The following is a 24,963-nucleotide window of genomic DNA, read 5'->3' on the forward strand; positions in this document are numbered from 1 at the left end:
CAGGTCTGCTGCAACGAGGCTTCTAGTCTCGCCCCTTCCAACTCCTCATTTTGGCGGCGGGTCGCAGTCATGCGGGCGACGGTGAGGGTCGCTTAGCCCGCGGACTTGCTTGTTCCTGGAGGAGAAACATCAATGAAATCAACCCGGCTCGCTGCCAGCCTCGGTGCAGCTTTCGTGCTTACCGCTTCCGTTTCAACCGCAGCACTGGCGCAAGCGCCGGTCTGCTCGGCGCCGGTCAAGGTGCTGGCGCAGCCGCGCGACGGGCTGACGCTTCTGGAGGACTCCAAGGACGAGTTCAAGAAGCTGTCCGGCGCCTCGTTCCAGATCGACTATCTCAACGAGAACGACCGCCGCGCCAAGTCGCGCGCCGACGCCTCGACCGTCGGCAACTACAATGTCTACTATGTCGACGAGGCGAACGTCGCGCTGTTCGCTTCCTCGGGCTGGATCGCGCCGCTGACCGATTATTATCCGGCTGAATACGATTTCGCCGATTTCGATCCGGGCCGCCAGAAGGTCGCCACCTATGACGGCAAGGTCTGGTTCGCGCCGCTGACCGGCGGCGGCGACCTGATGGTCTACCGCAAGGACGTGCTCGAGGCCGCCGGCATCCAGCCGCCCAAGACGCTGGACGAGCTGATCGCCGACGTGCCGAAACTGACCAATGCCGACAAGGGCGTGTACGGCATCGCGCTGCGCGGCGCGCGCGGCTCGGGCGCCAATGTCTGGCGCTGGATGCCTTTCTTCAAGGCCTATGGCGGCAAGTGGTTCGACGGCGACAAGCCGGCTTTCAATTCGGACGCCGCAGTCAAGGCGACGGAGACCTATCTCAAGCTGTTCAAGGACTCGGCCCCCGGCACGCAGACCGGCAGCTGGGATGAATCGACCGGCGCCTTTCTCTCCGGCCAAGTCGCCATCCTCGTCGAATCGACGCCGCTGTCGGGCATGGCGGTGGACCCGAAGACCTCGCAGGTGGTCGGCGAGGTCGGCTTCCTGCCGCCGCCCTCGCCACTGCCGGGCGGCGGCTACGGGCATGGCCTCGCCATCGGCACCAAGGCCAATGCGGATGACGCCGCGAAGAAATGCGCCGGCCTGTTCATCGCCTGGGCGACCTCGAAGGAGAACGAGAAGCGCCGGCTCGATGCGCATCAGTTCGGCGAGCTCAACCGTACCAGCGTCCTCTCCAGCAAGGAATTCGCCGACATCTACGGCGCCGATCTCGGCAAGGCGCTGGCCGACACCGGCAAGGTGACGGCGGTGAATTTCTGGCAGGATCCGCGCTGGCCGGATCTCGGCGACCGCTGGGGCATCATCCTGGAAGAGCTGGTCACCGGCACTCGCACCGACATCAAGGGTGGCCTCAACGAGCTCGAGGCCTATGCCAACGAGTTGGTGAAGAAGAAGTAATCCTCCCGCCTGCGGCGCGCGATCCACGGCATTCGAAGGAATGCCGGGATCCGTGCGCCGCGGGACCTTCACCAGACCCCAGTAAAAAATCCAAGGATAGGCAATGCGCCGACGATCTTCCCTGCCGGTCACATTTCTGGTTCCTACCCTCGCCATCCTCCTAGTGCTGTCGATGGTGCCGACGCTCTACGCCATCGTGATCGCCTTGCAGAACCGCGAGTTGAGCACGACCGGTTACTCATGGGTCTGGTTCTCGAACTTCGCCGATCTCTTCCTCGACCGCCGCTTCCTCAACGCCGTCTGGGTTTCGGTGAAATGGGAGATCGTCACCGTGGTAGCGACGATGGTGGTGGCGATCGGGCTGGGTGTGCTGATGTTCGAGGTCGCGGGCCTACGCCTGCGCAATTTCTATTGCCTTTTGTTCATCATCCCGGTGCTTTTGCCGCGCGTCTCTGCGGCCTTCGTCTGGAAGTTCGCCTATCATCCGCTCTACGGCATCGCCACTTATCCCTACCGGCTGATCACCGGCGGGCTGATCTTCGATCCGCTGTCCAAGCCGGGCACCGCATTGTTCGCCGTCGCTTCGGTGGACGTCTGGCAATGGGGACTGTTCTTCGCAGTCATCGTGCTGAAGCTTCTCGAAACCTTGCCGCCGCAGCCGATCGAGGCGGCCCGGCTCGACCACGCCAAGCGCTGGCAGATCCATGCCTATGTCACCTTGCCGATGCTGAAGGCGCCGCTGATCAGCCTGATGTTCGTCAAGATGATCGAGTCGCTGCGCTCCTTCGACCTGATCTATGTGATGACGCGCGGCGGGCCCGGCGTCGCGACTGAGACGCTCGACATGTATGCCTTCTCGCAAGGCTTCATCGAGTCCGGCAAGGTCTCCTACGCTTCGGCCATGGCGGTGCTGATGATGATCGCGACGGTCATCACCTTCACCATGCTGTGGAAGCGGGTGCAGGCATGAAGCCATATCCGATAAGACCGGGCCGCCTGGTCGCCAAGGCCATCCTGGCGCTGGCCGGATTCCTGGCCGTGTTCCCCCTTCTGTGGACGGCGCTCAATGCGCTGAAGAACAATGTCGACATCATCACGCGCGTGCCCAAGGTGGTCTTCACGCCGACGCTCGCCAACATCGGCTACATCCTCGGCCGCGACAGCGTGCTGACCGGGCTCTACAACTCGGTCGTCGCCTGCGGTTCGGCGGTGCTGATCGGCGTCGTGCTCGGCCTGCCGGCGGCCTATGCGGTGGCGCGCTATCCCAACCGCTTCGCCGGCGACATCCAGTTCTTCGTCTTGTCGCTGCGTTTCCTGCCGCCGGTGGCGGTGGCGATCCCGCTGATGGTGATCTGGCTGCAGGTCGGGCTCTACGACACTTTGCCGGCGCTGATCGTCACCTATTCGCTGCTGACCATATCGGTGATCATGTGGCTCGCCATTCCCGCCTTCCAGGGCGTGCCGAAAGAGATTGAGGAGGCGGCCTTCGTCGACGGCTACGGCGCCTATTCGGTGTTCTGGCGGATCGCGCTTCCCGTCGCGGCGCGCTCGCTGATCGGCGCCATCGCCTTCAGCTTCGTGCTGGTCTGGAACGAGTTCCTGATTGCGCTGATGCTGTCGAGCTCCAACGCCAAGACGCTGCCGATCGTGGCTTCCGAGCTCTCCCAGCAAGGCATGAACGTGCCGTGGGGAATCCTCAACGCCTCGGTCGTGCTTCTGTCGCTGCCGCCGCTTTTGTTCCTCGGCGTTTTGAGCGGCTTCCTGAATTCCGTTTTCCGGCAAAAGAAAAGTTGATGCGAGGATACCCGATGCGGGCACTGGTGCTTGAGAAAAAAGGCGAACTGTCGCTGCGCGAGATCGCGCTGCCGCAAGACGTCGGACCGGACGACGTCAGGATCGCCATCCACACGGTCGGGGTCTGCGGCAGCGACGTGCATTATTACACGCACGGCGCCATCGGCAGCTACATCGTTCGCGAGCCCATGGTGCTCGGCCATGAGGCTTCGGGAACCATCGTCGAGGTCGGCGCCAATGTCACGAATCTCAAGGTCGGCGACCGCGTCTGCATGGAGCCAGGCGTGCCGAACCTTTCATCGCGCGCGACCAAGCTCGGCATCTACAATGTCGACCCGGACGTCCGCTTCTGGGCAACGCCGCCGGTGCATGGCGTTCTCGCGCCCTACGCCGTCCATCCGGCGGCCTTTACCTACAAGCTGCCGGACAATGTCTCCTTCGCCGAGGGCGCGATGGTCGAGCCCTTCGCCATCGGCATGCAGGCGGCGGCGCGCGCGCGCATCGTGCCCGGCGATGTCGCCGTCGTCGTCGGCTGCGGCCCGATCGGCATCATGATCGCGCTCGCCGCGCTGGCGGGCGGCTGCTCCAAAGTGCTGATCTCGGACTTTTCCGCGCCGAAGCTTGCGATCGCTGCCCAGTATCCCGGCATCGTGCCGGTCGATATCGGCAAGCAATCGCTGGTCGACGCCGTCGCGGCGGCCACCGACAATTGGGGCGCCGATATCGTGTTCGAGGCGAGCGGCAGCCCGAAGGCCTTCGCCAACCTGTTCGACGTGGTGCGGCCAGGCGGCGCGGTGGTGCTGGTCGGCCTGCCGGTGGAGGCGGTCGAGCTCAACGTGCCGGCGGCGATTTCCAAGGAAGTGCGCATCGAGACCGTGTTCCGCTATGCCAACATCTTCGACCGCGCCCTGCAGTTGATCGCCTCCGGCAAGGTCGACCTCAAGCCGCTGATCACCGGCACCTATGATTTCTCCGAGAGCATCAAGGCGTTCGAGCGCGCGGCGCAAGGCAGGCCGCAGGACGTCAAGCTGCAGATCCTGCTGACCGGCGAGAAGGGATAAGGGATGTCCGCGATCGTTTGCTCCCATGTCGACAAGGCCTATGGCGCCACGACCGTCATCCGCGACCTCAACCTCGCGATCGAGGAACATGAATTCGTCGTGTTCCTGGGGCCGTCCGGCTGCGGCAAGTCCACGCTTCTCAGGATGCTGGCCGGGCTGGAGGATATCAGCGGCGGCGAGGTGTCGATCGGTGGCAAGGTGGTGAACGATCTCGAGCCCGGCGATCGCGGCATCGCCATGGTGTTCCAGAATTATGCGCTCTATCCGCACATGACGATCTTCGACAACATCGCCTTCGGATTGAAGCGGCAGAAGGTGCCGGCGAACGAGATCAGGAAGCGGGTCGAGGCGGTCTCGAAGACGCTCGGGCTGGAGCCCTATCTCGGCCGCAAGCCTACAGAGCTTTCCGGCGGTCAGCAGCAGCGCGTGGCGATCGCGCGCGCCATGATCAAGACGCCGAAAGTGTTCCTGTTCGACGAGCCGCTCTCCAACCTCGACGCCAAGCTGCGCAATCATATGCGCGTCGAGATCGCCAGGCTGCACCAATCGCTGAAGACCACCACCGTCTATGTCACGCATGACCAGCTCGAGGCGATGACGCTGGCCGACCGCATCGTCTTGTTGAAGGACGGCGTGATCGAGCAGATCGGCTCGCCGGCGGAGATCTATCGCCGCCCAGGCAATCTGTTCGTGGCCGGCTTCATCGGAACGCCGAACATGAATTTCATCGACGTGACGGTCGGCAAGGGCAAGGATGGCTGGACGCTGACCGGTGCGGGGACGGTGCTGCCGCTCGGTGGCCAGAGTTTCCACCTGCAGCACGGCGATCGCGTGGTGCTCGGGATCCGGCCGCCCGACCTGACGCTGGCCGGCGTGGGCGCAAGCAACGTCCTGCAAGGCACCGCCGATCTCATCGAGTTCCACGGCAATGACGCGCTGGTGACCTTCGGCTCCGGCGGCAAGGAGATCAGCGCGCTGGTGCCGGCCCGCGAATGCCCGGAGTTGCGCGCGCCGGTACGCTTCACGTTCGATGAGGAGAGCATCCATCTGTTCGACGCGGAGACAGGCAAGTCGCTGCGCAAGCAATAGGCAATTCCGCCCGGAATTGCCTAGGGACGCGCACAGTTCCAAGCGGCTGGTCTTTGCCGTAGTGTGCATGGCAGCTTGGCGCATGCATTGTCTTATGCTGCGCTGGTCGACCCCCACTCCGTCTCGGCTTCGCCGAGCCACCTCTCCCCCGATCGACGGGGGAGAGGAAAGGCGCCAAGCTTTTTGCCGTCGACGCTCGTCTAGCAAGGCTCCCTTCCTTTCCCTCCGGAGGGGGAAAGGTGGCGCTGCGAAGCAGCGACGGATTGGGGGAACCACGCGGCAATCAAGCCTCAGCTGGTCCGTCACGCCAGTCACAGAAGATGTGTGCATGGCGTAGCCGGAATTGCGTGGATGGAAGCTACCCGATCGCGTCGAGCATCTGCCGCTGGCGGTGCATTTCGAGGAAGATCCGGTAGTCTCGGTCGAAGCGGGCGCCGGCTTGCTTGTTGGGCGCGCGCGTGCGGCCGCCTTGCTGCATCGCGACACAGGCCGCGTTGAGGTCAGGGTAGAGGCCTGCGGCGGTCGCCGCCACCATGCCGGTGCCGAGCAGCACCGCCTCGTCGGCCAGCGGCTCGACCACCGTGCAGCCCGTGGCGTCGGCGTAGAGATCCATCAAAAGCGGGTTCTTGGTGTGGCCGCCGGTGACATGCAGCGTGTCGATCAGATAGCCGTTCTCGTTCAGCGCCTCGAGCACATGGCGCACGCCGAGCGCGATGGCGACGGCGGTGCGCCAGTAGAGCTTGCACAGGCTGTCGAAGGAGGAATCGAGCGTCAGGCCGCTGATGACGCCGACCGCGTGCGGGTCGGCGAGCGGCGAGCGGTTGCCGTGGAAATCCGGCAGCACATGCAGCCTTGCCGCCAGCGCGTCGCCATCCTCGGCGCGCAGCTCGGCGACGCGCCTGGCGATCTTCATATGCATGGCCGCGTCCGGCTCGCCGCCGGCGCCATGCCAACGGATGATGTGGTCGAGCAGCGCGCCGGTGGCCGACTGGCCGCCTTCCGACAGCCACAGCCTCGGCAAAGCCGCGCCGTAATAAGGGCCCCAGACGCCAGCAAAGGGCTGCGGGTCTTGCGACATGGCCATAACGCAGGACGATGTGCCGGCGATCAGCGCCAAATGCCGGCTGATGTTCTTCTCGTCGCCGGCAAAGCCGCCGAGAACGCCCAGCGCACCGGCATAGGCATCGATGACGCCGGCGCCGACCCGGCATTTCTCGGTGAGGCCGAGCTCGGCTGCGGCCTTCGCCGTCAGCGGACCGATATCGGCGCCGACCGGGCTTGCCTTTTCCGGCAGATTGCCGTGCTCGAACAGGTCGCCGAGCCCGACGAGCTCGAAGAAATCGCGCCGCCAGCTCTTTTCCTCATGCGCGAGATAGGTCCATTTCGCCGTCAGCGTGCATTGCGAGCGGGCGAGCGAGCCCGATGCCTTCCAGGTCAGGAAATCGGCAAGGTCGAATAGATAGCCGGCTTCATTCCATGTGCTCGGCAGATGACGCTTCAGCCACATCAGCTTCGGCGTTTCCATCTCCGGCGACATCACACCGCCGATATAATCGAGCACGGCGTGACCGCTTGCGGTGCATTCATCGGCCTCGGCGATGGCGCGGTGATCGAGCCAGACCATCGTGTCCCAGCGCTTCTCGCCCGTGACCGATACGCTGATCTGGCCGCCCTGCCTGTCGCGCGCGACCAGCGAGCAGGTCGCGTCGAAAGAGATGCCGGCGATATCGCCGGCGGCGACGCCGGATTTTTGGAGCGCGGACCGCACGGATTTGCACACCGCCGACCAGATATCTTCCGAATCGTGTTCGGCATGATCGGGCTTGGGCTGATGCATGGCGATTGGATGATCGGCGCGGCCGAGCAGGTTGCCGCGCACGTCGAGAATGCCCGCGCGCGCGCTCCCGGTGCCGACATCGACCGCGCAAACGAAACTCTTGATCAAGATGCTTTTTCTCTCGCTCCCAGGCCTGCAATCAAATCGGGCAATTGCAGCATGTCAGCGAATATAAAGTCCGGTTCCGTCGACGCAAGCCGCGCCTTGAGGGCGGGATTGGAGGCATGCGAGCCGCCCGTGAAGGCAAAGACGCGCATCCCCGCCGCGCGCGCGGCGGCGACGCCTGCCGGGCTGTCCTCGATGACTAGACAATTGCGAGGACGCGCCTGCATGCTTGCCGCGGCATGCAGGAAAAGGTCGGGCGCCGGCTTGCCGCGTTCGACCATGCTGGCGCTGAACAGATGCGGATCCAGCAGGGGGAGCAGGCCGGTGACGTCGAGCGCATAGCGGATGCGTTCCAGCGTACCGGACGAGGCGACGCAGCATGGCCGACCGAGCTCCGGCAGCACCTCCTTGATGCCGGGGATCGGCTTCAATTCCTCGCGGAATTTGCGCATCAGGTCGACGCGCATGGCGGTCAGATGCCGGTCGCTGATCTCGAGCCCGAAATCGCGGCCGAGGATCTCGCGCACGCTCTTCATGCTCTTGCCCAGGAAATGTTCGTAGGCGGCATCCTCGCTCACCGTGCCGCCGGCGAGTTCGATCATGCCGAGCAGCGCCGAGACCGAAAGCGCCTCGCTGTCGACCAGCACGCCGTCACAGTCGAAGATGACCAGTTCCGGCGTCATGACTGCTGCGTCCGGCGCTTTTAGAGTTTGCCGGCGAGGTAACGCGTCAGGGTTTCGCGCGCGCCGTGCGCCCACAGGACCTTCAAGGCGTGGGCGAAGGCCTCGGCGAAGACGGACGAGCGGCCGACATCGCCGTAGATGTCCTCCATCGCCAACCAGGCCTGCGGATCGTCCTTGGCCGCCTTCGCGGCCGCCTGCATGCGGTCCCAGCTCGGGTCGTTCGGCTCGATGACGGCGCCGCTGTCGGTGGTGCCGAAGCAGTAGCGGCACCACAGGGCCGATTCCAGCGCGAGGCCGGCGACACCCTCGCCCGCCTTCAGCCGGTCGGCGATCGTCGGGATGATGAATTTCGGCTGACGGTTGGAGCCGTCGAGGCAAAGCCGGCGGATCGTGTCGCCGATCTTGGGATTGGAGAAGCGGCGCTCGATGAGCTGGTAATAGTCCTCCAGATCCGTATCCGGCACCGGCGGCACGGTCGGGATGATCTCGTCATGCTCGAGCTTCGACAGGAAGGCGCGCACCAGCGGCTCCTGCATGGCTTCATGCACGAAATGAATGTCCATCAAGCCAGCCGGGTAAGCGATGGTGGCGTGTCCGCCATTGAGGATGCGTATCTTCATCAGCTCGTAAGGCGAGACATCCTTGACGAATTGCACGCCGACCTTTTCCAACGCTGGGCGGCCGGCGGTGAAACGGTCCTCCAGCACCCATTGCTTGAATGGCTCGCAGAACACCGGCCAATTGTCCTCCAGCCCGAAATCATCGGCGAGGATCTTGCGCTCGCGGTCGGTGGTGGCAGGGGTGATGCGATCGACCATGCCATTCGGGAAGGCGACCTTGTCCTCCACCCATTTGGCGAGGTCCTCGTCGATCAGCCGCGCAAGGCCGATGACGCCGTCGGAGGTGACGTGGCCGTTATGGGGGATGTTGTCGCAGGACATGACGGTGAACGGCACGATGCCGTCGGCCCGCCGGCGCAACAGCCCGGCAAGGATGATGCCGAAGACGGTCTTCGGCACAGCGCCGGGCTGCGCATCGGCGACGATATCGGGATGGGCCGGGTTGAATTTGCCGGAGGCCGGGTCGATGAAATAGCCGCCCTCGGTGATGGTGAGCGACACGATCTTGATCGCCGGATCGGCAAGCCGCTCGATGGTCGCAGCCGCGTCGCCGGGCATCAGGAAATCGATCATGGCGCCGGTGACGCGGGCGCTCATATGACCCTGATCCTGCTCGACGACGGTGGTCAGCCAGTCCTGTTCCTGCAGCTTGGCGCGACCGATCTTCTCGCCTTCGAACACGCCGGCGCCGATCAGCGCCCAGTCATGGCCCTCGCCGGTGCCGAACAGGTCGTCGAGATAGACCGCCTGATGCGAGCGATGGAAGTTGCCGACGCCGAAATGGACGATGCCCGCCTTCAGGACAGAGCGGTCATATTTCGGGCCGGCGACCTTGGCCGGCAGCATGGCGAGGTTCGAGGAAGAGAGTCTTACGGTCATCTCATTTACCCTTTGGCCGATCTGCAGCCCGACTGTTCCGCCTCCTTCGGATGGCGAGGATGAGGGGCAACACCCGGTATTCCGTTATGCTGCCCCTCACCTGCCCCATGGCGTCTTCTCCGGAGGAAAGAAGAGAAGCGCCTCCCCCTCAACTCATCCATTGGCCGCCGTCGACATTGTAGGTCTGGGCGACGATGTATTCGGCCTCGTCACTGGCGAGGAACACGGCCATGCCGGCGAGATCTTCCGGCTTGCCCATGCGACCGTAAGGCACGCCTTCGCCGACCAGCCGCTTCTTCTCGCCCTTGGGCCGGTTCTCATATTTTGCGAAGAGCGCATCGACCTGGTCCCACATGTCGCTGTCCACGACACCCGGCGCGATGCCGTTGACGTTGATCCGATGCTTGATGAGGTCGAGCCCGGCCGATTGGGTGAGCGAGATGACGGCGGCCTTGGTGGCGCAGTAGACCGCGACCAGCGGCTCGCCGCGGCGACCGGCTTGGCTCGCCATGTTGATGATCCTGCCACCTTTGCCACGCGCGATCATCGAACGGGCAGCCGCCTGCAGCATGAACAGCGTGCCGGCGACATTGACCGCGAACAGTTTTTCGTAGCTCGCCCTCGTTATCTCGACGATCCGCGCGAGGTCGAAGATCGCCGCGTTATTGATCAGCACGTCGAGCCCACCGGTCTTGGCCTCGACCGCTTTCACCGCCGCTTCGATCGAGGACTGATCGGTGACGTCGAGCCGGACTGCGTAAGCGGCAGAACCGATCGCTTTCGCCGTCGCTTCCGCCGCTTCAATGTCGATATCGGCAATTGCGACTGTCGCGCCTTCGCGCGCATAGGCCTCGGCGAAGGCCCTGCCGATGCCGCGCGCCGATCCGGTGATCAGCGCCGATTTGCCTTTCAACCTCACTGCACCAGCGCCTTGCCGTCGGCGCCGAAGCGGTGGAGCTTGGTCTTGTCGGGGGTCAGGTAGACGGTGTCGCCATGCTTGACCGCGACCTCGCCGTCGGCGCGGACATTGATGGTGCCGATGCCGTCCGCCTGGACGTGGAGGAAAGTGTCGGAGCCGAGATGCTCGGCAACGCCCACCGTCGCCTTCCAGTCGCCCGCCGAGGTCGAGATATTGAGATGCTCGGGGCGAATGCCGATGGTCTTGGCGCCATATTTCTGCGCCGGCGCGCCTTCGATCATGTTCATCTTGGGCGAGCCGATGAAGCCGGCGACGAAAAGGTTCTTCGGCGTCTTGTAGAGCTCCATCGGCGAGCCGACCTGCTCGATGTTGCCGGCATTGAGCACGACGATCTTGTCGGCCATGGTCATGGCTTCGACCTGGTCGTGGGTGACGTAGATCATCGTCGTCTTCAACTGATGATGCAGCTCGCTGATCTCAAGCCGCATCGTGCCGCGAAGCGCGGCGTCGAGGTTGGACAGCGGCTCGTCGAACAGGAAGGCCGAAGGCTGGCGCACGATGGCGCGGCCGATGGCGACGCGCTGGCGCTGGCCGCCGGACAGCTGGCCTGGGCGGCGCTCGAGATAGTTGGTGAGGTTCAAGATGCGCGCGGCGTCCTTCACCTTCTTGTCGATGGTCGCCTGGTCTTCGCCGGCCATCTTCAGCGGAAAGGCGATGTTCTTGGCGACCGTCATATGCGGATAGAGCGCGTAGGACTGGAACACCATGGCAAGCTTGCGCTTGGCCGGCGCCTCGCGGGTGACGTCGCGTCCATCGATGCTGATGGCGCCGCCGCTGGTGTCCTCGAGCCCGGCGATCAGCCTAAGCAGCGTGGACTTGCCGCAACCCGAGGGGCCGACGAACACCACGAACTCGCCGTCCTCGATGTTGAGGTCGATGTTCGGAATGATCGTCGTCGACCCGAAGGACTTGGAGACGTTCTTGAGCGCGATGTTTCCCATGGTTTCCTCCCGGGGATGGTCTTCGTCGTCCGCCGCTTGGGCGTTGCTACTTCACGGCGCCAAAGGTGAGGCCGCGCACCAGCTGCTTCTGGCTGAACCAGCCCATGATCAGGATCGGCGCGATCGCCAGCGTCGAGGCCGCTGACAGCTTTGCCCAGAACAGGCCTTGCGGACTGGAGAAGGAGCTGATGAAGGCCGTCAGCGGCGCGGCATTGGTGGTGGTGAGCCGGATGGTCCAGAACGCCTCGTTCCAGGCCAGGATGATGTTCAAGAGCATGGTCGAGGCGATGCCGGGAACCGCCATCGGCGTCAGCACATAGATGATCTCGTTCCACAGCGAGGCGCCGTCCATGCGCGCCGCTTCCAGGATCTCGCCCGGGATTTCGCGGAAATAGGTGTAGAGCATCCAGACCACGATCGGCAGGTTGATCAGCATCAGCATGACGGTTAGGCCGATGCGGCTGTCGAGCAGGCTGGTGTCGCGGAAGATCAGGTAGATCGGGAACAGCACCGCGACGGCCGGCATCATCTTGGTGGACAGCATCCACATCAGGATGTCCTTGGTGCGCTTGGTCGGAGAGAACGCCATCGACCAGGCTGCCGGAACCGCAATCAGGATCGCAAGCAGCGTCGAGCCGACCGACAGGATCACCGAGTTCAGGAAGAACTTGAAATAGCCGCTCTGCGCCTGCACCTCGGCATAGCTCTCCATGGTGCCGGACGGGATCAGTGCAAAGCCCTGGATCGCTTCCTGCTCGGACTTGAACGAGGTGATGATCGTATAAAGGATCGGAAAGAAGATCAGCAGGGCGACGATCCAGGCCGCGGCCGTGGCGATGGTCTTGTGCTGGGTGGTGACTGCGCGTGCCATCTTATCCTCCCTTATTTGTCCAGGTTCTTGCCGACGGCGCGCATGGCGAAGAAGGCAACGATGTTGGCGAGAATGACGGCGATCACGCCGCCAGCGGACGCCTGACCGATTTTGAACTCCAGGAGCGCCTTCTGGTAGACGAGGAAGGGCAGGTTGGTGGAGGCATAGCCCGGGCCGCCATTGGTGGTGACCAGGATCTCGGCATAGACCGACAGCAGGAAGATCGTCTGGATCAGGATGACGACGGTGATGGCGCGCGACATATGCGGCAGCGTCAGATAGATAAACCGGCTAATAAAGCCGGCGCCGTCCATCTCGGCCGCTTCCTTCTGCTCGCCGTCGAGCGATTGCAGCGAAGTCAGCAGGATCAGCGTGGCGAAGGGCAGCCACTGCCAGGCGACGATGAGGATGATAGCGGTCAGCGGATGCTGGCCGAACCAGTCGATCGGCTCGGCGCCGAAAAAGCGCGCTATATCGGCAAAGACGCCGTATTGCGGATGCATGATCATGTTCTTCCAGACCAGCGCCGCGACCGGCGGCATGACGAAGAACGGCGAGATGACCAGGATGCGCACGATGCCCTGGCCCCAGATCGGCTGGTCGAGCAACAACGCCAAAAGGATGCCCCCGACCACGGTGATGACCAGCACGCTGACAACGATGATGAGCGTGTTGAGGATCGAGGAGAGGAAGGCCGGATTGGAATAGAACAGCGCGTAGTTGGAGAAGCCGACAAAACCGTTACGGATCGGGTTCAGCGGATTGTATTGCTGGAACGAGAACCACAGCGTGAACAGCAGCGGCACGATCATCCAGACGAACAGCAGGATCACCGATGGCGCCATCATGAAACGGGCAAGCGAACGGGTTTGCTGAGTAGCCATGACGGTCACCCTCCCAAGGTCAGCCGGATTTTCAGAGTCGTGCCAGAATTTTCCCGATTTTGAAGGGTGGCCGCCCGAACTGGGTTTCGGGCGGCCCCTTGCCGGTCATGATGCGCTACCGGCGTTCGGCACCGGGAGGAGCCTTACTTGATGTAGCCGCCTTCGGTCATCGCCGCGGTGGCGGCGTCCTGAGCCTGCTTCAACGCGTCGTCGACGCTCGACTGGCCGGCAAGGGCTGCCGAAAAGAGCTGGCCGACGGTGGTGCCGAGGCCCTGGAATTCAGGGATGGCGACGAACTGCACGCCGACATAGGGCACCGGCTTGACGGTCGGATGCGTCGGATCGGCGGCATTGATGGAGTCCAGCGTCATCTTCGCGAAGGGCGCCGCCTTCTGGTACTCCGGATTGGCGTAGAGCGAGGAACGCGTTCCAGGAGGAACGTTGGCCCAGCCCTCCTTCGAGGCGACGAGCTCGAGATAGTGCTTCGAGGTCGCCCATGAAACGAATTTCTCGGCGGCGTCGGCCTTCTGGGTGCCGGCGGGGATAGCGAGCGACCATGCCCACAGCCAGTTGCCGCGCTTGCCGAGGCCGTTGTCGGGCGCCAGCGCATAGCCGACCTTGTCCGCAACCTTCGAGGCCTTCGGATCGGAGACGAAGGACGCCGCGACGGTGGCGTCGATCCACATGCCGCACTTGCCCTGCTGGAAGAGCGCCAGGTTCTCGTTGAAGCCGTTGGAGGAAGCGCCTTCCGGACCGTCGGCCTTCATCAGGTCGACATAGAACTGCAGCGTGTTCTTCCATTCGGGCTGATCGAATTGCGGCTTCCAGTTCTCGTCGAACCAGCGGGCGCCGAAGGAATTCGACATGGCGGTGAGGAAAGCCATGTTCTCGCCCCAGCCGGCCTTGCCGCGCAGGCACACGCCATTCACGCCATTGGCGCGGTCGGTCATCTTGTCGGCGGCCTGCTTGATGAAGTCCCAGGTCGGCGCGTCGGGCATCTTCAAACCAGCCTTCTCCATCAGGTCCTTGCGGTACATGACGAAGGAGCTCTCGCCGTAGAAGGGCGCGGCATAGAGCTTGCCGTCGACCGAAAGGCCGCCGGCGATGGCCGGGATGATGTCCTTGACGTCATAGTCGTCGCCGAGCTTGTCGAGCGGCAGGAGCCAGCTCTGCTTTGCCCAGATCGGAACCTCGTAGGTGCCGATGGTCATGACGTCGTACTGGCCGCCCTTGGTGGCGATATCGGTCGTGACGCGCTCGCGCAGCACGTTCTCTTCAAGCGTCACCCAGTTGAGCTGGATGTCGGGGTTGGCCTTGGTGAAGTCGTCCGTCAGCTTCTGCATGCGGACCATGTCGCCATTGTTGACGGTGGCGATGGTGATGGATTCGGCATGCGCGGCGAAAGCGAGGGCGCTGGCCGACAACAGGCCCAGGGTGAGCGTGCGAAGTTTCATCAAATTCCTCCCATAAACCAAGATGAGCATTTGCCTTGGCTCTGGGCAATTACTCACTTGGCGTGAATTATGTCAACCCTGAATCTGTGCTGCAGCGCAGCAGAAATGACGCCGCACGCCCCGGTCGGGCGACGCGCCGGTATCCCAGGGAGGAGGAACGTCAGGGCGATTGGCTTACGGGCAGGCGATCTCGGCCAGGAGCCAGTCGCGGAAGGCGCGGATCTTCGGCACGTTGCGGCGCGCCGTCGGATAGACCAGCCAATAGGCATGGCCGTCGTCGCCGACGAGGTCGAAGGGCTGGACCAGGCGGCCGTCGGCGATCTCGTTCTTGAACAACGACCTGGTCAGGATCGCAACGCCATGGCCGGCCATGGCCGCGTTCGCTTCATAGGCCTGCGCGCCCATGCTGGAGCCCGGCCTTTTGGCGAGGTCGTGCCCGGTCACGCCGGCGGCCTCGAACCATTGCGTCCACCAGATGTCACCGGGGTCGAGGATCGGCAGGCGCAACAGGTCCGCCGGCTCCTTGACGCCGCCGATGCTCGCCGCGAGCTTGGGACTCAGCATCGGCGTGAAATCGGCATCGAGCAGCTTGTGCGCCTCCAGGCCCGGCCATTTGCCGCCGCCGGAACGGATGGCGAGATCGACATCCTCGCGCGCGAAATCGGTCAGGCGGCTCGACGTGTCGAGCCCCACGGCAAGTGCCGGATGCGCGAGCTGGAACGCGCCCAGATGCTGCGCCAGCCAGTTCGAGGCAAAGGTCAGCACGGTGGTGATGCAGAGCAGGCCGTCGGCGCCGCCGCGCGCCGCGGCATAGGCCTGGCCCAGGATGGCGAAGGCTTCGCTGACGGCGGGCGCCAGGCGCTGGCCGGGCTCGGTCAACTCGATCTGCCGCGGCCGGCGCAGAAACAGCGGCGCGCCGATGCGCTCCTCGAGCAGCTTGATCTGGTAGCTCGCAGCCGCCTGGGTCATGCCCAGCTCCTGCGCGGCCTTGGTGAAGGACAGGTGCCTGGCCACCGCCTCGAACACCCGGATCGCCTGCAGCGGCGGCAGGGGCGCAAGCTGCGGAGAGCTGAGATCGGGCATAAGGCCTCCTTATGGGTCATGATCGAGGTTTGATTGGAAGCACGAACCGGCCAGACCGATATTTGGGGTCGACGATCAATCCAGTTCAAGCATTGCGAAGGCTGACGATCATGGTCACGGTTCAGGAAAAGCTCGTTTCTACCCCGGCACAAGGCTGGTTTTTCACGCTCGTGCGGGAATTTGCAAGGTTTTCGGGCCGCAGGCGCGGTTATCTCGATGTCCGGGAATTTTCCGAGCATCTGCAGCGCGACATGGGCTTTCTCGACGGCAACGATCCGCGCGGCCGCTCGCAATAGCCGGCACTTTTTATGGGCAATCAGCCGGCAAGCAGTGCTTCGGCCGTGCGTTCGTCGGTGATGAGGCCGTTGACCAGCCGGCGGTTGACGGCGGCCAGGATGCCCGCCAGCTTGCGTTCGCCCATGGCCAGAGCGATGACCAGCGACCTTTCCCGCGACGGCAGCGCGGCGGAAGACACGCGGTCGTTGGTGATGCCTTCGATCATGCGGCCTTCGCGGTCGTACACCCAGCCGACGATCTCGGCGATGCCGCCTGCCTTCTGCAGCGCCTTCAACTCGTTTTCGGAAATGAAGCCGTCCTCGTAGAGCGGGGCCTTGGGCCCGAGATCGCCGATGCCGACGAAGGTGACATCGGCCTCGGCCGCCAGCGCCAATGTAGGCTGGATCATCGGCTGGTTGAGCAGCATCTCGCGCTCTTCCGGCGAGGACGCAATGACCGGCAGCGGCATCGGGAATGACCGCGCCTTGACGCGGTCGGCCATGGTGAAGATGACGTTGTAGAAGGCGGCCGAGCCATCGGGCGAGATGTTGCCGGTCAAGGACACGACCTTGTGCTGCGGGCATTCCATCGGCGGCAGTTGCTCGATCGCCGCCTTCAGCGTGCGCCCGGTGCCGATCGCCATGACGATGGGGGCCTCAGAGCGCAGCCGGCGTTCGATCTCGGCCGCGGCCGCCTCGGCGATGCCGATCGTCGTCGAGCTCGAGGTCGGGTCACTCGGCACCACTTCGACAAGGTCGAGGGCGAAGCGCGACTTCAGCCGCGCGGCGAGGTCCAGGCAGTTGGCGATCGGATGATCGACCCGTACCTTGATCAGGCCCTCCGACATGGCGAGCGATACCAGCCGCTGCGCCGTCTGCCTGGAGATGCCGAGCTTGGCGGCGATCTGGTCCTGCGTGTTGCCGGCAACATAATAAAGCCAGCCGGCGCGCGCGGCGTCGTCCAACCTGGTGCTGCCGGTTTCCTGTCGCGAATTCACGTCCTGCCTCCCAGCCCGCAAGAATGTTGAAACGGGCTCTATAACTTACAGCGATTGCACCAACGCGCAATTGTCTATCGAAAGAGCAATTGCTTGGCAGCTTTCCTGATCCCCGAAGGATCAATCCGCCGCTTGCCCAGCCATTTGCCGGCGGGACGGTTTATCTCCACCGGGAAACCGATTAAGGGGATCGGCGAAGGGAGCCGCGCATGACGCCGAAAGCCGTTTTCTGGGATATGGACGGGACGCTGGTTGACAGCGAGCCGCTGCACGAGGCGGCACTTGTGGCGGCGCTGCGCAGCGTCGGCATTGCCCCGCCGCCCGACCTGCATCAGCGCGTGCTGGGCATCGCCGCATGGCCGGTTTACGAAATGCTGCGCGACGAGTTCGGCCTCGCCCTGCCCTTCGACGATTGGATCGTGCGCAAATATGACCACTATTTGCCGCTGGCCGAAACGCTGAAGCCACGCCCCGGCGCAATCGAGGTGTTCAACGAATTGCGCGCGCTCGGCGTCGAGCAGGCGGTGGTGTCCAACTCCGACCGGCTGATCGTCGACGCCAATCTGCGCGCCGTCGGCCTCACCTATCCGGGCATGAAGACGGTCAGCCGCAACGACGTGATCGACGGCAAGCCGCTTCCCGAACCATTCCTGCGCGCCGCCTATCTCGCCGGCGTCGATCCGGCGGATGCTTTTGCCGTCGACGACAGCCTGACAGGCGCCATGGCCGGACTGGCGGCGGGCATGAAGACGATCTTCTGGCCGGAGGCGCCGATGGAAGGCCCGGCGGGAGCGATCGTCATCAACAGCGCTGAAGAGCTGCGCGCGCAACTGGGGCTCTGAGCAGCTTCAGACGTCGGCGCTGCCCCTCATCCGCCCTTCAGGCACCTTCCCCCCGTGAAACGGGCTACGGCATGCACACATTTCCGAGCGGCTGGTCTTTGGCGATAGCGTGCGTAGCAGCTTGGCGCATGCATTGTTTGATGCTGCGCTGGTCGACCTCCACTCCGTCTCGGCTTCGCCGAGCCACCTCTCCCCCGATCGACGGGGGAGAGGAAGGGCGCCGAGCTTTTTGCCGCCAACGCTCGTCCAGCAAGGCTCCCTTCCTTTCCCTCCGGAGGGGGGAAAGGTGGCGCTGCGAAGCAGCGACGGATTGGGGGAACCACGTGGCAATCAAGGCTTCGGCCTGATCAGTCGCGCCAGTCACAGAGGATGTGTATAGCGTAACCGGGGAGAAGGAAGATCAATTCCGGTAGACCGGCTCTTCCTCGTCGAGGATTGCCTTCAACTCGGCAAGGTGACGCTCGGCCTGGCCGGGATAATCATCCATTTCGCGCGCGGTCTTCTCGGCGATCTCGTCCGAGAGCGTGCGCAGCGGACGGCCGGTCCACAGCGCCTTGATGTAGGTCTCGGCGGCGCGTTCGAAATAGAACATGCGGTTGAAGGTGTCGGCGACGGTGTCGCCGATGACCATGACGCCGTGATTGCCCATGACCATCACCTTGACCTTGGGGTCGGTGAGAAGCTGCGAGCAGCGCTCGCCCTCTTCCTCGAAGGCCAAGCCGCCATAATTGGCATCGACGACATGGCGGTTGAAGAACATGGCTGAGTTCTGGTCGACCGGCGGCAGCGTCGAATCGGCGAGCGAAGCAAGCACGGTGGCGTGGATTGAATGGACATGCATGGCGCAGCGCGCATGCGGGACGTTGCGGTGGATGGCGCCGTGCAGGCCCCAGGCGGTCGGGTCGGGCGCGTTGGGGCCGGACAGCGTGTCGGGATCGTTGGCGTCGATCAGCAGCAGGTCGCTCGCCTTGATGCGCGAGAAATGCACCTGGTTGGGGTTCATCAGGAACTTCGTGCCTTCGTCGTTGACGGACAGCGAGAAATGGTTGGCCACCGCCTCATGCATGTTGAGCCGCGCCGTCCAGCGGAAGGCGGCGGCGAGATCGACCCGCTCCTCATAATAGGGCAGGTTGCTCAGCGGTTCCTTATGCAGGCGGGCAAGGCTCATCGAAAATCCTCCGCTTGGGTTTGTGTCCCGAGAATGCCGCGCATGGCGGCTGCCAGCAACCGATAAACGCTGGCTCAGCGGGATCAAGCCGCCGGGCGCGCCGACTGCAGCCCGCCCTGCTCGACGATGAAGTCGATCACGTCCTGCAATCCCTTGCCGCGCGAAAGGTCGGTGAAGCCGAACGGCCTTTTGCCACGCATGCGGCCGGCATCGCTCTCCATGACGTCGAGGTTGACGTTCACATAGGGTGCCAGATCGCTCTTGTTGATGATCAGGAAATCCGAGCGGGTGATGGCCGGGCCGCCCTTGCGCGGGATCTCCTCGCCCTGGCAGACCGAGATGACGTAGAGGGTCAAGTCGGCAAGGTCAGGCGAGAAGGTGGCGGCGAGATTGTCGCCGCCGGATTCGATGAAGATGATGTCGAGATCCGGGAATTTCTTGTTCAGCTCGGCAATGGCCCGCAGATTGATCGAAGCATCCTCGCGGATGGCCGTATGCGGGCAGCCGCCGGTCTCGACGCCGACGATGCGCTCTTCGGGCAATGCTTGTAGCCGCGCGAGCATCATAGCATCCTCCTTGGTGTAGATGTCGTTGGTGACGACGGCGATCGAAAAGTCGTCGCGCAGCGCCTTGCAGAGCTTTTCGGTGAGCGTCGTCTTGCCGGAGCCGACCGGCCCGCCGATGCCGATGCGAAGAGGACCGTTTTTCGACGTCATGCCGGAAACTCCGTGATGGCAAGAATTGCGAAGCCTGCCCCGATCAGGAGGCAAAGCGGCGAATAAAGGCTTTGGTCAAGCCGCGCGAAAGGCTGTTCGGGCGCGAGCCGGCGCCACCAGGGCGTGAAGCCGGCAATGCCGCGACCGAGGAAGACGAGGCCGATCATCAAAGCCGTGGCAGCCAGGCCCTCTCTTGGAAAGGGCGTCGCAAAGACGCCGGCCAACGCCAGCGGCCAGAGCGTTGCCAATGCCAGGCAGGTCGCGACAGCAAAACTCGCGAATGACGACGGCATCTCGTCGACGCCGCGAAAACCGACGACGGCGCGGGCGCAGGATGCCTGGTCCGTGCCCGGCCAGATGCCGCCTATGCCCCAATAGACATGCAGCGTTGTGATCAGGAGCAGGACGAAGGAGAGGATGACGGCAAGCACGATCATGAGCGGAACAGCCTGGAGTATTGCGTCTCATGCTGCATCGCCGCTATGTCGGACATGAAGGCCGCGCCGCCCAGATCGTCCAGGCTGGAAGCGCCGGCGCGCGATGCGGTCGCCAGCGTCAGAGGTTCGAAGCCGGCTAACAATGCGACGGCGTCGACCTGGCCAACGACACCCAACCTGATTGCCGCTTGCAGGAGATTGGAGAAGAAAGCCTGCAGGAAGGCGGAGAGCGCCTCCGAAAGGCCGATGCCGCTGCCGCCCGCAACGGCGCCGACTGCTACGCAATAGGGGCAATCGGCCGGCAGGCGCTCCAGCGCTCGAGACGACCAGGCCGACGCCGCCTGGAGGAAGGCTGTGCCCTGCAGCATGGTTTCCGTGTGCCGCTCCTGCGACCCGGCAAGCGCTTCGGCCAGCGCCGCTATTTCCTGGAGATCGCCGCCGTCACGTCCGCGCCGCCAGCCTTCGGCGAAGAGCACAGCGTCGTTCCAGCCCGAGCCGATCTCGACCAGCGTCTCCAGCCAGCCGGCGAGATCGTCACGATCCGCGATCAGCCCGTCATGCACGGCGCGCTCGATCCCGTGGCTGTAGGAGAAGCCGCCGACCGGAAAGGACGGCGACAGCCAGGCCATCAGCCGCAGCAGCGCGACACTGGAAAGCTCCTCAGTCATGATGGTGGTGATGGTCGTGGTGATGGTCGTGCGCATGATCATGGTGATCGTGATCATGGCCGTGGTGGTCATGATCGTGATCATGCGAATGGCCGTGGTCATGGCCGGAATAGGCGCCGCGCACCGGGCTGAACGGCTGCGAAACCTCATTCACCGTGGCGCCGAGGCCTTCCAGCATCGCCTTGATGACATGATCGCGCAGGATGAGGATGCGGTCCGCCTCGATCGCCGCGGCAAGGTGACGATTGCCGATGTGCCAGGCGAGTTCGGTCAGATGAACCGCATCGCGGGCGCGGATGTCGTAGACCTCCTCGGGCGCCGCGACGATTTCGAGCTGGCGGCCGTCTTCCAGCACCAGCCGGTCGCCATTGTTCAGCGCCATTGGTTCGGGCAGGTCGACCAGCACCTTTTCGCCGGCCGCGGTCTCGATGGCGCGGCGGCGCAGATGCCGCTCGTCATGCGGCAGCACGGCTTTGTCGTAGGGCGCGGTCAAAGCCGGATCCCCGGCGGCAAGCACCGAAACGGCACGCGGGAATTTGGTGAAATCGGTGTTAATGTTGAGCTTCATTTCATGGCTCCGCCATTTGCTTGCGCCCTTGCACGGGCGGGGCGCCCGAGGACACGATCGAAATAGGTGTTGACGCGCTGGGACTCGATCGGAAAGCGGCCGGCACGAGCCCAGCCGCCAATATCGCCCAGCAGCACGTCAACGGCCGAGAAGCGGTCGCCCAGCGCAAAGGGCTTGTCGCCAAGCCGCCGTTCCAGCGCCTTTATTTCGGATGCGAAATCATAGGCCGCAGCCGGGCCGACATCCACCCGAACATCCCTGGGGAGCAGGAAGCGGTGGCGCAGCTTGTTCCACAGCGGCGCTTCCAGTTCGCTCTGGGCGAAGTGCATCCAGGAGTCCGTCTCGGCGCGGCCGGCGAGACCCGGATTGGCGCCCATGCCCTTATCGGCATGCTTATCGCCCAGATAGACGCAGATCGCCGCTGAATCCGTGACCTTGAGCTCGCCGTCGATCAGGATCGGCACCTTGCCGGAGGGGTTGAGTGCATAGGCCTCCGGCGAGCGCAGCTTCACCTCGACGAATTCGTAGGGCTGCCCGAGCTCCTCGAGCATCCAGAGCACCCGGCTGACCCGGGATCCGCGCGATCCGACGGCCTTGTACATGGTTAACCTTGCTTTTCCGAAACCTTAGACCATCGCCGGTATCAGCCCAATGGCGCTCAGACGATGGTGTCGAAGAGCCGCAGGATGAACGATACCTGGTAGACAAGCGCAGCCGCGACGAAAGCGATGTGGAAACGGCGGTCGCGAACCAGGATCGCCACCAGGCAAAGCGCGACGAAGACCGGCGTGCGGATCAGATATTCATTGCCGAAGCGGGCGAAATGCTGCGGGCCCTTGAGCAGCGTGTCGACCACGTCGAGCAGATAGGTAGCCGCCAGCAGCCCGAAGAACCAGGCGCGGCGCGAGTAAAAATAATCCTCGTAGCTGGTGTAGTCGAGCATCGAATCCGGAAACAGCAGCGCGCAAAGCAGGAACAGCGTGATAGCGTAAAAGATGATGAAAAGATATTTGCCGAAGGTCCAGTTCTCGATGGCGTAGAGGCCGAATTCCCACCACCAGAAATGCACCAGCATCAACAGCACCGAAGCGACCCAGGCGAGATGCACCGCATAGAGCCGGTACTGGCCTGGATGCTGGACGATGCGGGCAGTTCCCGAAAGCAGACGCGTGACGCCGAGGCCGATCACCATGCCCATGACGATGCGGATATGCGGGAAGATGTCGTGCGGGGAGGCGATTTCGGTGGGCATGCGTAATCACAATGCGGCTGCTGCTTTGCCGCATATTGCGGTCTGTGCGCGCGAGCCGCAACGATATTTGCCCACTCACCGATCAGCCGCCTGTCAAAACAGGAAATACCTCTGCGCCATCGGGAGCACGGTCGCGGGTTCGCAGGTCAAGAGCTCGCCGTCGGCCCGCACTTCGTATGTTTCGGGATCGACCTCGACATGCGGCGTGGCGTCGTTGAGCACCATCGAATGCTTGCCGATGCCGCCGCGCGTGTTCTCGACCGCGATCATCGCCTTGTCGACGCCCAGCCTGCCCTGCAGGCCGGCATCGAAGGCGGCCTTCGAGACGAAGGTCACCGATGAATTGGTCAAGGCCTTGCCATAGGCGCCGAACATCGGCCGGTAGTGCATCGGCTGCGGCGTCGGGATCGAGGCGTTCGGATCGCCCATGGGTGCTGCGGCGATCGAGCCGCCGACCAGCACCATCTCCGGCTTGACGCCGAAGAAGGCCGGATTCCACAGCACCAGATCGGCGCGCTTGCCGACGGTGATCGAGCCGATCTCCTTCGACAGGCCATGCGCGATGGCCGGATTGATGGTGTATTTGGCGATGTAGCGGCGGACGCGGAAATTGTCGTTGTCGCCGGTTTCGTCCGGCAGCGCGCCGCGCTGGCGCTTCATCTTGTCGGCGGTCTGCCAGCAACGGATCGCCACCTCGCCGACGCGGCCCATGGCCTGGCTGTCGGAAGAGATTATCGAGAAGGCGCCGATGTCGTGCAGTATGTCCTCGGCGGCGATCGTCTCCTTGCGGATGCGGCTTTCGGCAAAGGCGATGTCCTCCGGGATCGACGGCGACAGATGGTGGCACACCATCAGCATATCGAGATGCTCGGCGAGCGTGTTGACCGTGTATGGCCGGGTCGGGTTGGTCGAGGAAGGGATGACGTTGGGCAGGCCGCAGACCTTGATGATGTCGGGCGCGTGGCCGCCGCCGGCGCCCTCGGTGTGAAAGGCATGGATGGTGCGGCCCTTGATGGCCGCCACCGTGTTCTCGACGAAGCCCGATTCATTCAGCGTGTCGGTGTGGATCATCACCTGCACGTCGTAATCGTCGGCGACCGACAGGCAGCAGTCGATGGCGGCCGGGGTCGTGCCCCAGTCCTCATGCAGCTTCAGCGAGCAGGCGCCGGCCAGCACCATCTCTTCAAGCGCCGCCGGCTTTGACGCATTGCCCTTGCCCGACAGGCCGATATTCATCGGAAAGGCATCGAAGGACTGGATCATGCGCGCCATGTGCCAGGGTCCCGGCGTGCAGGTGGTGGCCAAAGTGCCATGCGCCGGGCCGGTACCGCCGCCAAGCATGGTGGTGACGCCGCTCATCAGCGCTTCCTCGATCTGCTGCGGGCAGATGAAGTGGATATGCGCGTCGAATCCGCCGGCCGTCAGGATCTTGCCTTCGCCGGCGATGATCTCGGTGCCGGGGCCGATGATGATGGTGACGCCGGCTTGCGTGTCCGGATTGCCGGCCTTGCCGATCGCCGCGATGCGGCCGTCCTTCAGGCCGATATCGGCCTTGACGATGCCGGTCAGCGCATCGACGACCAGTGCGTTGGTGATGACGGTATCGACGGCACCCTCGGCCCGCGTGACCTGGCTCTGGCCCATGCCGTCGCGGATGACCTTGCCGCCGCCGAATTTTACTTCCTCGCCGTATACGGTGAGATCCTTCTCCACCTCAATGAAGAGCTCGGTGTCGGCAAGCCGCACCTTGTCGCCGACCGTCGGTCCATACATCTGCGCATAGGCGGCACGGCTTATCCTGGCCATCAGCGATTGCTCCCGAAATTCAGGTTGAATGAACGCGAGGTGCACATTGTCGCCACCCAATGGTCACGCAATGACCCGCTCGGCGACACCTTGCGCGCCCATTTGGCGGTTGAGGTGCCCCGGTCAGCCCAAAAGGACCGTTTGCCAAACCGATGGAAGGAATATCCATGCTCAAAGCGATTCTTCTCGCCGCAACCGCCACCACGTTGATGGCGGGCACTGCCAATGCCCAGCAGCAGCCGACGCCGCAGCCCAGCCCCGCGCCAACCGCGCCCGCCGCGCCGAAGGCCCAGCCCGCGGCGCCCGCTATCCAGAGCGTCAATGTCGTCGATATCACCGAACTGCCCAAGGACACGCAGACGCAGGTCAACCAGATCGTGGCGCAACGCGGCGATGCCGGCCTGCAGACATTGCGCAAGTCGATCGACGCCACGCCCAAGGTCAAATCCGCGCTCGAAGCCAAGGGCATGAGCTCCGCGCAGGTGATCGCTGCAAGCATGCAGCCCAATGGCGCGCTGACGCTGATCACCAAGAAAGCGAGCTGAT

At 63.8% G+C, this 24,963-nt stretch carries 26 protein-coding genes; 8 read left to right on the forward strand and 18 right to left on the reverse strand.

Annotated features, from left to right (window positions below; genetic code table 11):
- Positions 1–132 precede the first annotated feature (132 nt).
- The 5 genes from LB535_RS05945 to LB535_RS05965 all read left to right on the forward strand — a co-directional run bounded on the left by LB535_RS05945 (position 133) and on the right by LB535_RS05965 (position 5,351).
- A complete protein-coding gene (locus LB535_RS05945) occupies positions 133–1,407 on the forward strand; it encodes an ABC transporter substrate-binding protein (protein ID WP_224631524.1) in 1,275 nt (424 codons plus the stop codon).
- 103 nt (positions 1,408–1,510) lie between these two features.
- On the forward strand, positions 1,511–2,377 hold the full coding sequence (locus LB535_RS05950; protein WP_224631525.1) for a carbohydrate ABC transporter permease: 867 nt from the start codon (positions 1,511–1,513) through the stop codon (positions 2,375–2,377).
- Between the two features lie 11 nt (positions 2,378–2,388).
- The gene (locus LB535_RS05955; protein WP_411969534.1) at positions 2,389–3,201 is read left to right on the forward strand and encodes a carbohydrate ABC transporter permease; all 813 of its coding nucleotides are present in this window, start codon (positions 2,389–2,391) and stop codon (positions 3,199–3,201) included.
- Between the two features lie 14 nt (positions 3,202–3,215).
- Positions 3,216–4,262: an NAD(P)-dependent alcohol dehydrogenase gene (locus LB535_RS05960; protein ID WP_224631527.1), complete on the forward strand. Its 1,047-nt coding sequence runs from the start codon at positions 3,216–3,218 to the stop codon at positions 4,260–4,262.
- Between the two features lie 3 nt (positions 4,263–4,265).
- Positions 4,266–5,351 carry an ABC transporter ATP-binding protein gene (locus LB535_RS05965; protein WP_224631528.1) on the forward strand — a complete coding sequence of 362 codons (1,086 nt, stop codon included), beginning with the start codon at positions 4,266–4,268 and terminating at the stop codon, positions 5,349–5,351.
- A 358-nt stretch (positions 5,352–5,709) separates the two neighbouring features.
- On the opposite strand, the gene LB535_RS05970 is transcribed toward LB535_RS05965, so the two are convergent.
- From LB535_RS05970 to LB535_RS06010, 9 genes are all read right to left on the reverse strand, one after another.
- The gene (locus LB535_RS05970; RefSeq protein WP_224631529.1) at positions 5,710–7,296 is read right to left on the reverse strand and encodes an FGGY-family carbohydrate kinase; all 1,587 of its coding nucleotides are present in this window, start codon (positions 7,294–7,296) and stop codon (positions 5,710–5,712) included.
- Complete coding sequence (locus LB535_RS05975) at positions 7,293–7,976, reverse strand: HAD family hydrolase (protein ID WP_224631530.1); 684 nt, start codon at positions 7,974–7,976, stop codon at positions 7,293–7,295. Before LB535_RS05975 ends, LB535_RS05970 begins: the two co-directional genes overlap by 4 nt.
- A 20-nt stretch (positions 7,977–7,996) precedes the next feature.
- The gene (locus LB535_RS05980; RefSeq protein ID WP_224631531.1) at positions 7,997–9,475 is read right to left on the reverse strand and encodes a mannitol dehydrogenase family protein; all 1,479 of its coding nucleotides are present in this window, start codon (positions 9,473–9,475) and stop codon (positions 7,997–7,999) included.
- A gap of 148 nt (positions 9,476–9,623) precedes the next feature.
- Entirely contained in the window at positions 9,624–10,394 is a 771-nt protein-coding gene (locus tag LB535_RS05985) for an L-iditol 2-dehydrogenase (protein ID WP_224631532.1), read from the reverse strand.
- Positions 10,391–11,395, reverse strand: a complete 1,005-nt coding sequence (locus tag LB535_RS05990) for an ABC transporter ATP-binding protein (protein WP_224631533.1) — start codon at positions 11,393–11,395, stop codon at positions 10,391–10,393. Before LB535_RS05990 ends, LB535_RS05985 begins: the two co-directional genes overlap by 4 nt.
- 46 nt (positions 11,396–11,441) lie before the next feature.
- Positions 11,442–12,266, reverse strand: a complete 825-nt coding sequence (locus tag LB535_RS05995; RefSeq protein WP_224610066.1) for a carbohydrate ABC transporter permease — start codon at positions 12,264–12,266, stop codon at positions 11,442–11,444.
- Between the two features lie 11 nt (positions 12,267–12,277).
- Entirely contained in the window at positions 12,278–13,150 is an 873-nt protein-coding gene (locus LB535_RS06000) for a carbohydrate ABC transporter permease (protein ID WP_095768103.1), read from the reverse strand.
- Between the two features lie 143 nt (positions 13,151–13,293).
- Entirely contained in the window at positions 13,294–14,604 is a 1,311-nt protein-coding gene (locus LB535_RS06005) for an ABC transporter substrate-binding protein (RefSeq protein WP_095768216.1), read from the reverse strand.
- A 174-nt stretch (positions 14,605–14,778) separates the two neighbouring features.
- Positions 14,779–15,687, reverse strand: a complete 909-nt coding sequence (locus LB535_RS06010) for a LysR substrate-binding domain-containing protein (RefSeq protein ID WP_224631534.1) — start codon at positions 15,685–15,687, stop codon at positions 14,779–14,781.
- Positions 15,688–15,749: 62 nt separating this feature from the next.
- Here LB535_RS06010 and LB535_RS06015 point away from each other — a divergent pair, with 62 nt between their 5' ends.
- Positions 15,750–15,983 carry a hypothetical protein gene (locus LB535_RS06015; protein ID WP_318012270.1) on the forward strand — a complete coding sequence of 78 codons (234 nt, stop codon included), beginning with the start codon at positions 15,750–15,752 and terminating at the stop codon, positions 15,981–15,983.
- A 20-nt stretch (positions 15,984–16,003) separates the two neighbouring features.
- Here LB535_RS06015 and LB535_RS06020 read toward each other — a convergent pair whose 3' ends face one another.
- Positions 16,004–16,960 carry a sugar-binding transcriptional regulator gene (locus LB535_RS06020; protein WP_224631535.1) on the reverse strand — a complete coding sequence of 319 codons (957 nt, stop codon included), beginning with the start codon at positions 16,958–16,960 and terminating at the stop codon, positions 16,004–16,006.
- Positions 16,961–17,169: 209 nt separating this feature from the next.
- On the opposite strand from LB535_RS06020, the gene LB535_RS06025 reads away from it, so the two are divergent.
- The gene (locus tag LB535_RS06025; protein WP_224631536.1) at positions 17,170–17,802 is read left to right on the forward strand and encodes an HAD family hydrolase; all 633 of its coding nucleotides are present in this window, start codon (positions 17,170–17,172) and stop codon (positions 17,800–17,802) included.
- Between the two features lie 400 nt (positions 17,803–18,202).
- Here LB535_RS06025 and LB535_RS06030 read toward each other — a convergent pair whose 3' ends face one another.
- The 8 genes from LB535_RS06030 to ureC form a co-directional block, all read right to left on the reverse strand.
- Positions 18,203–18,970, reverse strand: a complete 768-nt coding sequence (locus tag LB535_RS06030) for a class II aldolase and adducin N-terminal domain-containing protein (protein ID WP_140628305.1) — start codon at positions 18,968–18,970, stop codon at positions 18,203–18,205.
- 83 nt (positions 18,971–19,053) lie between these two features.
- Positions 19,054–19,686: an urease accessory protein UreG gene (gene ureG, locus LB535_RS06035; protein WP_042637471.1), complete on the reverse strand. Its 633-nt coding sequence runs from the start codon at positions 19,684–19,686 to the stop codon at positions 19,054–19,056.
- Positions 19,683–20,123: a DUF3995 domain-containing protein gene (locus LB535_RS06040; RefSeq protein ID WP_224631537.1), complete on the reverse strand. Its 441-nt coding sequence runs from the start codon at positions 20,121–20,123 to the stop codon at positions 19,683–19,685. The genes ureG and LB535_RS06040 overlap by 4 nt, the downstream gene beginning before the upstream one ends.
- Complete coding sequence (locus tag LB535_RS06045) at positions 20,120–20,848, reverse strand: urease accessory protein UreF (protein WP_411969535.1); 729 nt, start codon at positions 20,846–20,848, stop codon at positions 20,120–20,122. Before LB535_RS06045 ends, LB535_RS06040 begins: the two co-directional genes overlap by 4 nt.
- Complete coding sequence (gene ureE / locus LB535_RS06050) at positions 20,784–21,359, reverse strand: urease accessory protein UreE (RefSeq protein ID WP_224631538.1); 576 nt, start codon at positions 21,357–21,359, stop codon at positions 20,784–20,786. Before ureE ends, LB535_RS06045 begins: the two co-directional genes overlap by 65 nt.
- A complete protein-coding gene (locus LB535_RS06055; RefSeq protein WP_224631539.1) occupies positions 21,356–21,961 on the reverse strand; it encodes a glutathione S-transferase family protein in 606 nt (201 codons plus the stop codon). The genes ureE and LB535_RS06055 overlap by 4 nt, the downstream gene beginning before the upstream one ends.
- Before the next feature lie 56 nt (positions 21,962–22,017).
- Positions 22,018–22,611, reverse strand: coding sequence for a hypothetical protein (locus LB535_RS06060; protein WP_224631540.1), 594 nt, complete (start codon positions 22,609–22,611; stop codon positions 22,018–22,020).
- Positions 22,612–22,704: 93 nt separating this feature from the next.
- Positions 22,705–24,417, reverse strand: coding sequence for an urease subunit alpha (ureC, locus tag LB535_RS06065; RefSeq protein WP_411969529.1), 1,713 nt, complete (start codon positions 24,415–24,417; stop codon positions 22,705–22,707).
- Positions 24,418–24,584: 167 nt separating this feature from the next.
- On the opposite strand from ureC, the gene LB535_RS06070 reads away from it, so the two are divergent.
- Entirely contained in the window at positions 24,585–24,962 is a 378-nt protein-coding gene (locus LB535_RS06070; protein ID WP_140843685.1) for a hypothetical protein, read from the forward strand.
- The last annotated feature ends 1 nt before the right edge of the window (position 24,963 follow it).

Source organism: Mesorhizobium sp. CA10, assembly GCF_020165285.1.
GTDB lineage: Bacteria > Pseudomonadota > Alphaproteobacteria > Rhizobiales > Rhizobiaceae > Mesorhizobium.